The organism is Anaerostipes sp. CAG:276 (assembly GCF_000432215.1).
GTDB lineage: Bacteria > Bacillota > Clostridia > Lachnospirales > Lachnospiraceae > Anaerostipes > Anaerostipes caccae.
Genome location: NZ_FR889184.1, coordinates 1 through 12,824 on the forward strand (window position 1 = coordinate 1; position 12,824 = coordinate 12,824).

Annotated in this window: 10 protein-coding genes; 3 read left to right on the forward strand and 7 right to left on the reverse strand. The window is 43.5% G+C overall.

Going from position 1 to position 12,824, the window contains the following annotated elements; all coding sequences use genetic code 11:
- Window positions 1–105: 105 nt before the first annotated feature.
- Window positions 106–1,020 (forward strand): nucleotidyltransferase family protein, encoded by a 915-nt coding sequence (locus QVP35_RS06835; RefSeq protein ID WP_009290951.1) that lies wholly within the window; start codon window positions 106–108, stop codon window positions 1,018–1,020.
- 78 nt (window positions 1,021–1,098) lie between these two features.
- Here the strand turns inward: QVP35_RS06835 and QVP35_RS06840 are convergent, their stop codons facing one another.
- The 6 genes from QVP35_RS06840 to mltG form a co-directional block, all read right to left on the reverse strand.
- Window positions 1,099–1,512: a 3D domain-containing protein gene (locus QVP35_RS06840; protein ID WP_009290950.1), complete on the reverse strand. Its 414-nt coding sequence runs from the start codon at window positions 1,510–1,512 to the stop codon at window positions 1,099–1,101.
- A gap of 318 nt (window positions 1,513–1,830) precedes the next feature.
- Window positions 1,831–2,652, reverse strand: a complete 822-nt coding sequence (locus QVP35_RS06845) for an Mrp/NBP35 family ATP-binding protein (protein WP_009290949.1) — start codon at window positions 2,650–2,652, stop codon at window positions 1,831–1,833.
- Between the two features lie 2 nt (window positions 2,653–2,654).
- Window positions 2,655–3,311 (reverse strand): ribulose-phosphate 3-epimerase, encoded by a 657-nt coding sequence (gene rpe / locus QVP35_RS06850; protein ID WP_006566328.1) that lies wholly within the window; start codon window positions 3,309–3,311, stop codon window positions 2,655–2,657.
- A gap of 92 nt (window positions 3,312–3,403) precedes the next feature.
- Window positions 3,404–5,044 carry a Na/Pi cotransporter family protein gene (locus tag QVP35_RS06855; protein WP_022260943.1) on the reverse strand — a complete coding sequence of 547 codons (1,641 nt, stop codon included), beginning with the start codon at window positions 5,042–5,044 and terminating at the stop codon, window positions 3,404–3,406.
- Between the two features lie 220 nt (window positions 5,045–5,264).
- Complete coding sequence (nifJ, locus tag QVP35_RS06860; RefSeq protein ID WP_009290946.1) at window positions 5,265–8,789, reverse strand: pyruvate:ferredoxin (flavodoxin) oxidoreductase; 3,525 nt, start codon at window positions 8,787–8,789, stop codon at window positions 5,265–5,267.
- 272 nt (window positions 8,790–9,061) lie between these two features.
- A complete protein-coding gene (mltG, locus tag QVP35_RS06865) occupies window positions 9,062–9,922 on the reverse strand; it encodes an endolytic transglycosylase MltG (protein WP_022260944.1) in 861 nt (286 codons plus the stop codon).
- A 174-nt stretch (window positions 9,923–10,096) separates the two neighbouring features.
- Between mltG and QVP35_RS06870 the strand changes: the two genes are divergently transcribed.
- Both QVP35_RS06870 and QVP35_RS06875 read left to right on the forward strand, forming a co-directional pair.
- The gene (locus QVP35_RS06870; RefSeq protein WP_006566342.1) at window positions 10,097–10,582 is read left to right on the forward strand and encodes a peptidylprolyl isomerase; all 486 of its coding nucleotides are present in this window, start codon (window positions 10,097–10,099) and stop codon (window positions 10,580–10,582) included.
- Between the two features lie 99 nt (window positions 10,583–10,681).
- The gene (locus QVP35_RS06875; protein ID WP_009290944.1) at window positions 10,682–11,491 is read left to right on the forward strand and encodes an HAD family hydrolase; all 810 of its coding nucleotides are present in this window, start codon (window positions 10,682–10,684) and stop codon (window positions 11,489–11,491) included.
- A 248-nt stretch (window positions 11,492–11,739) separates the two neighbouring features.
- On the opposite strand, the gene QVP35_RS06880 is transcribed toward QVP35_RS06875, so the two are convergent.
- The coding region (locus QVP35_RS06880) for an AAA family ATPase (RefSeq protein WP_288187783.1) at window positions 11,740–12,824 on the reverse strand (1,085 nt) is incomplete at its 5' end.

Sequence of the window (12,824 nt, forward strand, 5' to 3'; positions counted from 1 at the left end):
ATTCTAAGAGCCGAACGGAAATTATGTGGAAAATGTCTCTCGGGTGGACGTGCTTCGCACGATAAGGTATAATGTTGTTCAGAAATTGATTTGGAGGTATCAAAAGTGAAAAAACCAGCGTTAGTCATTCTTGCCGCCGGCATGGGCAGCCGATACGGCGGGCTGAAGCAGATGGATCCTATGGATGACCAGGGACATGCAATCATTGATTATTCTATTTATGATGCAAAACGGGCCGGCTTTGGAAAAGTCGTGTTTGTGATAAAAAAAGGGATTGAAAAAGATTTTAAGGAGACAGTGGGTTCCAGGATACCGGACGGAATGGAAGTCTGCTATGCTTTTCAGGAAGTGGACAGCCTTCCTGCCGGCTTCTCTGTCCCGGAAGGCAGGGTAAAACCATGGGGTACTGCCCATGCGGTTCTCTGTGCCAAGCCATTTATTGCGGAACCATTTGCCGTTATCAATGCCGATGATTATTACGGTATCCACGGTTATCAGGCTATGGCCCAGTTTCTTACAAAGAAATCTTCTTCCGCCAAAGCAAAATTTGCAATGGTCGGATACCATCTTGGAAATACCGTGACAGACAGCGGATATGTCTCCAGAGGAATCTGTGAGGTAGATGAAAACCATCAGTTAGTCTCTATCACAGAGCGGACACATATTGAAAAACGCGGGGATCATGCTGAGTTTACGGAAGATGACGGAAACTCATGGACATCCCTCCCGTTTGACACTCTCGTATCAATGAACTTTTTTGGCTTCCGCCCTATGATCATGGATGAATTGGAGACTGGTTTTTCAAAATTCCTCTCTGCTTCCCTAAAAGAAAACCCATTAAAATGTGAATACTTTATTCCAAGCGTGGCCAGCCAGCTGATGGAGGAAAGAAAAGCTACAATGGATGTTCTGGTCTCCAAAGACCAATGGTACGGTGTGACCTATAAGGAAGATAAACAGCATGTCATGGATGCCCTTAAGACCATGAGATCTGAAGGGCTGTATCCGGAACATTTTTAAAGAAAAATAGGACAAAATCATTCCTAAGCAACAAAAAAACTGCTGTACATTTGGATACGATGTACAGCAGTTTCTCACTTATTTTTTAATTTTGTATACTTTGACGTTGTTCTTACGTCCGAACTGTTTTACTTTTTTATGGGATTTAAAGTAAACATCAATGTGTTTTCCTTTTACTCCGCCGCCTACATCCTCGGCAACATAAGTTTTACCCTTAATTTTAACCTTGCTTCCCAGTTTGATCTTTCTCTTATCCACGGCAATCGTACGCCCCTGTTTGGCTCTTCTTCCCGTAGCAGTTTTGTTTCCATAGCCACCGCTGCATTTTCTGCATCCGCAGTATGCGGTCAGTTTATATTTTCCTAAGTACTGTACTTTTTTAGCCTTCGCTTCTGTGGATGATGAACCGGTGAACAGTGCACCCGTCACTACTGCTGCCATCATGGCAAGCAGTAAAAGTTTTTTCTTTGTTGCTATTTTTAAAAATTTCATAATGTCCTCTTTCTAAATCAAATCATTTCGGTTACTGTATAACCTATGATAGTTTTTTAAAATTTATTCTTACTTTTTAAATATTTGAAATATTTTTGTAATAACTTAGTGCTAGTTTACTTAACATTTGACGATTTGTCAACCGTTGTATGAAAAAAAGAACACGTTTAAACCAAGTTTTCCCAAATTAATATTACAAATTCATTACAAAAAAAGAGACGAATCCATCGGATTCATCTCTTTTTTCATAAATATTTTTCTATATTTCATTGTAATCTGATAATATCAAAAAATTCGACATTATATGCGAAACAATATTTAAAGGGTTTCGATCACTCCGTCTAAATAAAGTTCCTCTACATCTTCAATCAAACCTTCATCACATGCCTTTGTAAGTTTCGGATCAATCGGAAGTTTTCCTAATACTGGGATCTGATACTTTTCGGCAATTCCGTCGATATGACTCTCTCCAAAAATAGAAATCTCTTTTCCGCAGTCAGGACATTTGATGTAACTCATATTTTCCACGATTCCGAGGATTGGAATGTTCATCATCTTAGCCATATTGACCGCTTTTTCAACAATCATTCCAACCAAATCCTGAGGGGTAGCTACCACAACAATCCCATCCAGAGGCACGGACTGGAATACTGTCAGAGGCACTTCCCCTGTTCCCGGCGGCATATCCACAAACATCACGTCGATGTCACGCCATAATGTCCTGCCCCAAAACTGCTTGACCACATCGGCCACTACCGGACCTCTCCAGATCACCGGCTGAGTCTCCTCTTCCAGCATCAGGTTGACTGACACCACCTCGATACCCAAGTTTGTGAGCGCAGGCAGAATAATCCCTTCCTGATTGCCCAAAAGTCTTTCATGCAGACCAAAGGCCTGGGGAATCGACGGTCCTGTCACGTCTCCATCCAGAATACCTGTGTGCAGGCCTTTTCTGTTTGCCGCCACCGCAAGCAGGGCTGTGGTCAAAGATTTCCCCACACCTCCCTTGCCGCTCACTACTCCGATCACCTTTTTTACACTGCTGTCTTTATATAATGGTTCCATAAAATCTGTCTGTGACTGCGTTCTGTCAGAACAGCTTTCCCCGCAGCTGCTGCAGTCGTGAGTACACTCACTCATCTCTATACCTCCATTGCCTTAAATAAATTCTTTATATTTTGTTCAATATCTCCGTTGAATACGGCAGATCCGGCTACGAATACATTCGCACCGCAGTCTTTGATATGAGCAATATTATCAGCTGTTACTCCTCCGTCCACCTGAATGTCCACATCGAGTCCTCTGTCTGTAATCATTTTTCTCAGATCCCTGATCTTCTGATCCATTGCTTCTATATAAGACTGTCCTCCGAAACCTGGATTCACCGACATGATGAGTACCATATCAAGATCATCCAGCACATAGTCAAGGACACTCAGCGAAGTTGCAGGATTCAGTGAAACTCCCACTTTGCAGCCTTTCTGCTTGATCTGCTGGATCACACGTCCGAGATGGGTGCACGCCTCTGCATGTACTGTAATATAGTCTGCCCCGCATGCCGCAAATTCATCAATGAATCTGCCCGGCTCCTCTACCATCAGATGGACATCGAATACTTTGTCCGTTGCACTGCGGATGCTTTTGATGACCGGCATTCCAAATGAAATATTCGGAACAAAGTCTCCGTCCATCACATCAATATGAACCCACTGTGCCCCAGCAGCGTCCGCTTTTTTGATATCGTCACCAAGTGTCTTGAAATCTGCCGATAAAATCGACGGCGATAAAATGTATTCCATGCTACCTTCTCCTTTTTTCCTCTAATACACTAACAGTTGTATTATATCATAACTGAAACAAAAAAAGGGAAGAAAAGCTCTTCCCCTTAACACTAAACTTCCTCTGCAATTTCCCTCATAGCTTTGGCCATGTTCCACAGGTGATCACCGATACGTTCAAAATCTACCAGCATTTCGGAATAAATGATACATGCCTCATCATTACATTCTCCCCGTTTCATCCTCATTAGATGACTGTTGTAAAATTCTTGGGTTTTCGTATCCACAAAGTGCTCCATCTCATGGAGATCCTCAAGCCATTTCTTTGTGTCCTCGATCTCTCTCTGAAAATAGCGGAACATGTTGTGGCAGATCTGCTTCATCTCTTTTAACTCTGCTCTTGCCTGACGTGAGAATTTAATCTCTTTTTCTTCGATAATCTTTGTATAGTCACAAATATTTACTGCATGATCCCCGATGCGCTCTATATTTCCTGTCATCTTAAAATACAAACTGATGAGCTCGGAAGTTTTCTCGTTCGTCTCAGATACCATCATCTTTGAAATAATCCCTGAGATCTCTTTATTGAGGTAATCAATATATTCTTCCCTCTCCTCCACTTCCTTCAATTTATGGCTGTTCCCAACCAGAAAAGACTGGAAGCTTTCATCCACATTTTCCTTCGCCATCTCAAGCATCCTGCGGATTTCCTTTCCCACTTCCTCCATGTGGATGGCAGCGCCTCCAATTCTGGGGTCCAGCCCTGCATCCCAGCTTCTTAAATACTTCAAATGCTTCTGCTTTTGTTTTTCTGCCTCCTTTTCCGGCAGAATCTTTACTGCGAGAGATGCCAGCTGATTTCCAAATGGGATCAGAAGAAAGCTTGTGGCAAGATTAAACAGGGTATGCATATTGGCAATTTGTCTCGGAGCATTTCCAGGCGTCCATGCTGCCACGAAATCACTCAGCGGCAGGGTCAGACACACTGTTGTGAAAATGATTGTACCAATAATGTTAAACAGCAGATGAATCACTGTGGTCCGTTTTGCGCTTCTCCCTGTTCCGATAGCCGCAAGAATCGCAGTAATGCATGTTCCTATATTCTGTCCGAATAATACAAACACTGCACTGTTAAACCCGATCAGCCCGCTGGCTGCCAGGGCCTGAAGAATACCTACGGATGCAGAAGATGACTGGATTAATGCCGTAAATCCCGCTCCTGCAAGAATACCGACGATCGGATTCGAGAATTTCGTCATAAGATTAATAAATGCAGGTGCATCTCTAAGCGGCATCATCGCTGTACTCATCATATCCATACCGATAAACAGGACGCCCAGCCCGGCAATGATTTGTCCTATGTACTGAATCTTGGGTTTTTTCAGAAACAATACCATTGCTACCCCGGCAAATGCGAAGATCGGTGCCATAGCTCCTACATCAAGTGCGATCAGCTGTCCGGTAATGGTTGTCCCGATATTGGCTCCCATGATGATCCATACTGCCTGATTGAGCGTCATCAGTCCGGAGTTTACAAATCCCACGACCATGACCGTTGTAGCCGAAGATGATTGAATGACAGCCGTGATGCCCGCACCTACAGCTACTCCCAAAAATCGGTTGGATGTCAATTTTTCTAAAATGCGTTTCATACGGTTGCCCGCAGCCGCCTCAAGCCCGGCACCCATCATCTGCATTCCGTACAGGAACAGGGCAAGTCCCCCCAGCAGGCCCATTACAATCGTTGTATTCATATTTTATTCTCCTTTGTCTCACATTCAATTTAATAAAATTTAACAGCAATTTTATTTTACATGATTTTCGTGGAGAATTATGTTAAATCCTTGTAAAATCAAGGTTAAACTTCAGAACAAAAGTGTGTTTCGCACACCTCGCGAACCAATTCTATGGAATAAAAAAACGGTGCACTGAATTCGTCCAGTGCACCGTTTTCTATTTTAAATCTTATGCTTCTTATTTATCTGCCATTTCTTTTAAGCGAGCATATTTTTCTTTTGCATTCTCTTCAGCCTGTTTGAACAATTCTTTTGCTCTCTCAGGGTTTTGACGAGCCAATGCGTTGTAGCGAACTTCTCCCATGATGAAGTCGTTGTACTCTGTTGTAGGCTCTTTAGAATCTAAGGAGAATGGATTCTTTCCTTCTTCAGCTAATTCAGGGTTGAAACGGAATAAGTTCCAGTATCCTGATGTAACTGCTTTCTTCTCTTCAGACTGAGCAATGCTCATTCCGCCCTTGATACCATGGTTGATACATGGAGCGTAAGCGATGATCAGTGAAGGTCCCGGATAAGCTTCTGCTTCTGCGATTGCTTTGACTGTCTGATTATAGTCAGCACCCATAGAAATCTGAGCAACATATACATATCCGTAGCTCATTGCGATTGCTGCAAGGTCTTTCTTCTTCACAGCCTTACCAGCTGCTGCAAACTGAGCGATTGCTCCTGCCGGTGTGGATTTAGATGCCTGACCGCCGGTGTTAGAGTAAACTTCTGTGTCAAATACAAAGATGTTTACATCTTCACCGCTTGCAAGAACATGGTCAACACCACCGAATCCGATGTCGTAAGCCCATCCGTCACCGCCGAAGATCCACTGAGATTTCTTAGATAAGTAATCTTTCATCTTAAGGATCTCTTTGCCTTCATCACATCCGCATGCCTCTAACGCTGCAACTAATTTCTTGGTAGCTGCTCCGTTTTTCTTACCGTCTGTGTAAGTGTCTAAGTATTCAGCTGCTGCTGCTTTCACGTCTGCATTATCTGCAGTTTCAGCTAATGCTGCAACCTTTTCTTTTGTCTGCTCTCTTAAAGTAGTCTGACCCGTGAACATACCTAAACCGAACTCAGCATTGTCTTCAAACAGAGAGTTTGACCAAGCCGGTCCCTGTCCTTCTCTGTTTACTGTGTAAGGTGTTGCCGGTGAAGAACCGCCCCAGATAGAAGAACATCCTGTTGCGTTGGCAATGTACATTCTTTCACCGAATAACTGAGTGATCAGTTTTGCGTATGGTGTCTCACCACATCCCGCACAAGCTCCGGAGAACTCAAGGAGAGGTTTCTTGAACTGGCTTCCCTTAACAGATTCCGGTTTGAACTTGTCAAAGATATCTTCTTTGATCGGTAAAGACTGTCCGTAATTGTAAACTTCCTGCTGATCTCTCATGCTGTCTAAGGATACCATCGTAAGGGCTTTTTCGCCTTTCTTTCCTGGGCAGACATTTGCACAGGAACCACATCCTGTACAGTCAAGAACAGTGGTTGTCATAACAAATTTATAATCCGGCATTCCGGTCATCGGAAGAGATTTTGTAGCTTCCGGTGCTGCTGCCAGTTCTTCTTCTGTCATCGCTACCGGACGGATGACTGCATGAGGACATACATAAGCACAGAAGTTACACTGGATACAGTTGTCCGGATTCCATGTAGGAACGTCTACTGCAACTCCACGTTTTTCGTATGCTGCAGATCCCTGAGGCATATGTCCGTCAGCGTAAGGAACTAAGTCGCTTACCTTTAAGGAGTTACCGATCTGGCCGTTGACAGCATTCTGGATATTGTTAACGTAATCAACAAGATCTTTTCTGTCCCCGGATACTGGGTGCAGTAAGCTTTCTTCACCGCAGTCAGCCCATTCAGCTGGAACTGGTACTTCTACAACGCTCTTAGCGCCAGCTTCGATCGCATCATGGTTCATCTTAACAATATGGTCACCCTTCTTGCTGTATGAAGCGGTAGCTGCGTCCTTCATGTACTGGATTGCGTCTGCTTCCGGAATGATTCCTGATAACTTGAAGAATGCAGACTGAAGAACTGTATTGATACGTCCGCCGAGTCCGATTTCTTTACCGATCTTGATACCATCAATCACATAGAATTTGATGTTATGTTTTGCCATGTAGGCTTTTACCTGTCCCGGAAGGTGATCTCCGATCTCTTCTACCGGCCAGCTGCAGTTAAGCAGGAATGTACCGCCGTCTTTTAAGTCCTGAACCATGTTGTATTTTGTCATGTACGGAGCACAGTGACAAGCTACAAAGTCAGCTTTGTTGATCAGGTATGTTGCTTTGATTGGGTCATCACCGAAACGTAAGTGGGAAATTGTAACACCGCCTGATTTCTTAGAATCATAATCAAAGTATGCCTGAGCATATTTATCTGTATGATCACCGATGATCTTGATAGAGTTCTTGTTGGCACCAACAGTACCGTCTGCTCCAAGTCCCCAGAACTTACAGCTTACTGTACTTTCCGGTGTAGAAGAAACAGCTTCTCCTCTTTCAAGAGATAAGTTTGTCACATCATCATTGATCGCAACTGTGAATTCTTTCTTGTCTTTGTTGTTGAATACAGAGATGATATCAGCAGGAGTTGTATCTTTGGAACCTAATCCGTAACGTCCTCCGTTGATTGTCACCTGTTCGAACTTTGTTCCTCTTAATGCAGAAACAACATCTAAGTATAATGGCTCTCCAAGAGATCCCGGTTCTTTTGTTCTGTCTAAAACGTTGATTGTCTTAACAGTTTCCGGAATCACTTCCACTAATTTTTCAGCTACGAACGGTCTGTAAAGTCTTACTTTAACGACACCGACTTTTTCGCCTTTTGCTGTTAAGTAATCGATGGTCTCATCGATGGTCTCACATACAGATCCCATAGCGATGATCACAGATTCAGCGTCAGCAGCTCCGTAGTAGTTGAATAATTTGTAATCTGTACCGATCTTAGCATTTACCTGGTTCATGTAATCTTCAACGATCGCCGGGAATGCATCGTAGTATTTGTTGCATGCTTCTCTTGCCTGGAAGAAAATGTCTGGGTTCTGAGCAGATCCACGAAGAACCGGATGTTCTGGATTCAATGCGTTTGCTCTGAATTTTTCAAGTGCTTCGTAATCTACCATATCTGCAAGATCTTCGTTGTCCCACATTTCAATCTTCTGGATCTCATGTGATGTTCTGAATCCATCGAAGAAATGTAATACAGGAACACTTCCCTTGATTGTAGATAAATGAGCAACAGCGCCTAAGTCCATGACTTCCTGAACGCTGGAGCTGCAAAGCATTGCAAAACCTGTCTGGCGACAAGCGTAAACGTCAGAGTGATCACCAAAGATATTCAGTGCATGAGATGCGATTGCACGTGCAGATACATCAAATACACAAGGCATTAATTCACCTGCGATCTTGTACATATTCGGGATCATAAGCAGTAATCCCTGAGATGCAGTGTAAGTCGTTGTCAGTGCACCTGCTGCAAGAGAACCGTGTACTGTTCCTGCTGCTCCGGCTTCAGACTGCATTTCAACTAATTTTACAGGATGTCCAAAAATGTTTTTCTTTCCCTGAGTTGCCCACTGGTCTGTTGATTCTGCCATTGGTGAGGATGGTGTGATCGGATAGATTGCAGCTGTCTCAGTAAACGCATATGATACGTGTGCTGCGGCTGTGTTACCATCCATGGTTTTCATTTTTCTTGCCATGTTTCTTCCTCCTAAAAATCTTGTGTAAATATTAACAATCTACACTTAAGTTTTTCCCTTCTCCTTACAGAGGAGACAGGATGTTATCACAACAACGGGACCGTTGTTTAGAACAAAATAAAACTGTATACAATCATGCATACAGCCTTATTTTACATCATTAGAACGGGTTTTTAAAGGATTTTAACTAAATTTCTTCGTATTTTTTTTAGTACTTTATGAATCTTTTTTTCTAGAAAAAATCTTGTCCAAAAAATAACAGTGTCTTTTGTCTATTTTGCCTGATTTTTTAGAGATTCTTCGTGCTGACTGAAGGTTTCTGAGAAAATATGAGTTCCCTTTCCGGTCTTATCTGTATGGTAATAGAGATAAGAATGTTTTTGTGGAGAAACTGCCGCCTTCAAAGCATTGATCCCCGGATTGCAGATCGGTCCCGCCGGGAGCCCCTGATTTTTGTACGTATTATATGGTGAATCCACTTCCAGGTCTTTATACAGCGTTCTTTTCTTATTATATTTCCCTTTTGTAAGAGGATAGAGCACGGTTGCATCGATCTGGAGCTTCATTTTTTTGTCCAGGCGATTGTAGATCACACCGGAAATCTTGGCATACTCAGCATCCACCTTAGCTTCTCTCTCAACGACAGACGCAAGAGTCACGATTTCATACGGGGTGAGACCGGTCTTGTTTTCTTTGGATATCTGCTCCCATTTGGTATTAAAATTGTTAAGCATCATAGCCACGATCTTTTTGGCATCGGTATGCTTGTATACCTCATAAGTATCGGGAAATAAAAATCCCTGCAGTTTATAGTTTACCTGTGCCTTTTTTGGCACCGATTCCAGCCATTCATAAGAATAACCGTCGAGATCACCGGCCGCCTTCAAAAAATCTTCAGCCTTACAGATATCTTTCTGTTCAAATTTCTTCGCCGCAAGTTCTGCCGTATAGCCCTCCGGTATCGTGATCCTGACCGTCCGCTCTTCCTGTTTTTTTCTCGCGGCCAGTTCCCGCTCTTCTTGTTTCACTTTGAACATCCAGCAGGCCGCACCCAGTGCAGCAATGACCAGAACCAGCAGCAAAGTCCATAGTTTTTTTGATTTCTTTTTCTTTTCGTAAAAACTTAACCCCATAAATTCCTCCATAATTCGACACTGATTATCTCTCATTATACTGATATTGTTCTGAAATACCACCCTTTTTATTAGATTTTTTTAATATTTTTAATACATTTGTAACTTCATTGACATTCTTTTGGTTTCCTATATAATCAGTTATATAGGAAGATATAGAAAGGAATAGGAATTATGGCAAACCCAATCGTAACAATTACAATGGAAAACGGAGATACGATCAAGGCAGAATTGTATCCGGATATCGCTCCGATCACAGTAGAAAACTTTGTGAAGCTGGTGAAGGAAGGTTTTTATGACGGGCTCACATTCCACCGCATTATTTCCGGATTTATGATCCAGGGAGGATGTCCGAACGGAAACGGAACCGGAGGACCAGGACACACCATCAAAGGTGAGTTCAGCATGAACGGAGTAAAGAATGACTTAAAACACACGCCGGGCGTGTTATCCATGGCAAGATCAATGGCTCCGGATTCTGCCGGTTCTCAGTTCTTCATCATGCACAAAACATCTCCGCATCTGGACGGACAATATGCCGCATTCGGACAGGTTATCGAGGGCATGGATGTCGTCAATAAACTCGCTGAGGTGGCAACGGACTACTCTGACGCGCCGTTGGAAAAACAGGTTATGAAATCTGTGACCGTAGAAGAATAAAATATTAAAAGACTTACTTGAAATGCTTAGGACACCGTGCGGTTCTAAGCATTTCTTTTGGCACAGTAAAGATAATACATCAGACAGGGAGGAACACTTTTGGAACATAAATATTTATTTTTCGATGTGGATGAGACTTTATACAGCAATAAGGCCGGCCAGATCCCGCCGAGTGCAGCCAAGGCATTAAAGCAGGCCCAGACGAACGGCCATAAAATCTTCTTGAATACTGGAAGGCCTTATGCATATATAGGGAATGACTTCTTTTCCCTGGATTTCGACGGCTACCTCTGCGGCAACGGCACCGATCTGCGCTACAGGGGAGATATCCTATACCACCGTGAGCTTCCGAAAGATATCCAATCCCGGATCATAGAGTTATGCCGCATCCACAACATCCGTGCCTGTCTTGAAGGAAGCCGCTGTTCCTATTACACTGACGATGATACCTCGTTCCATCCCTATTACGCTTCTATGATCCAGGTATGCAGAAGTTCTGACGGCATGGTGATCGAATTTAACTGGGACAATGTAAAATCTTTTGATAAACTGGTGTGCTTTTCCAGCCCGGATACGCCTCAGAATATGGCCGCCTTTATTGAAGATGTTCACTCCCTGGATTTTCCGTTCAAGTGCATCAAAAATGGTGAAGATTTTTATGAAGTTATCCCGGAAGGCACATCTAAAGGAACTGCCATTACTTTTATTGCGGAACACTTTAACATCCCGATCGATGACTGCTATGCGTTCGGAGATGCCCCTAACGATCTGCCCATGTTTGAAGCCGCAGGACACGGCATCGCTCTCGGGAATGCATATGACTGTGTAAAAGATGCAGCAGAGTATGTAACAACCGACATTGACGCACATGGAATTTGGAATGGGCTGGACCATTATGGTTTTTTGTAAACGGAGAATTTTGAATAGAGAATCTTCAGCGAAATCTCTTACAAAAATACCCAAAAACAGCATAGTATAAGTAAAGAAAGGAGCATATCGCCCACTGAGGTGGTTAGCCTCCGGTTTGTGCATAAGCCTACCCAGACCGCCAAGTTCAAGGTAGGCTTATTTATTTACGCTTGTTTTTCCTATCTATGCAGGCAAGCAGTGTTACAATAAAAAGGCTGTTGTTCAAAACAGCCTTTTTAAATATCTTCTTATTTCACCCTTGCCGTCAGTTCCCCGTTTTGTTCATCAATCAGGATCTTATCTTCCATATTGACCCCATCACCTAAGATCAGCCTTGCAGCCAATGTTTCCACGCTCTTCTGCAGATACCTCTTTAACGGTCTGGCACCATACATCGGGTCATATCCGTTGTCCGCCACAAAGATTTTCGCTGCCGGTGTGAGCTCTACGGCAAGCTCTTTGTCACTGAGACGTTTATTCAGATCTGCAACTAACAGGTCAATAATGTTCGTAATGTTTTCCTTCGTCAGCGGTTTAAACAGGATCATCTCATCCAGACGGTTTAAGAATTCCGGCCTGAAATGGTTCTTTAAGTCTGCCATCACCATGTCTTCCGCCTCTTTTGTAATATTACCGGATTGGTCGATGCCTTCCAGCAGATAGGTGGAACCAAGGTTGGATGTCATGATAAGGATCGTATTTTTAAAGTCCACGGTCCTTCCCTTGGAATCTGTGATCCTTCCGTCATCCAGCACTTGGAGAAGGATATTGAACACATCCGGATGAGCTTTCTCCACCTCATCAAACAGTACAACAGAGTAAGGTTTTCTTCTGACTGCTTCCGTCAGCTGTCCTCCCTCCTCATATCCTACATATCCCGGAGGCGCTCCGATCAGACGGGCTACGGAGTGTTTCTCCATATATTCGCTCATATCGATACGGACAATATTCTGTTCGTTGTCGAATAGGCTCTCTGCTAGTGCCTTGGCAAGCTCCGTCTTTCCTACACCCGTCGGCCCAAGGAACAAGAAAGAACCAATCGGCTTGCTCGGGTCTTTGATCCCCGCCTTGGAACGGATGATAGAGTCCGTCACAAGCTGCACTGCATTGTCCTGCCCCACAACTCTCTTGTGAAGGATCTCATCCAGATGGAGTGTCTTATTTCTCTCACTCTCTGTAAGCTTTGCCACAGGAATTCCCGTCCAGCGGGAAATGATCTTGGCGATCTCTTCGTCTGTGACGCTTTCCCTGACCATAGAGCGGTCCTCTTTCCGTACTTTCTCTTCTTCCTCTTCCAGCTGTTTTTTCAGCTCAGGGAGGCGCCCGTACTGGA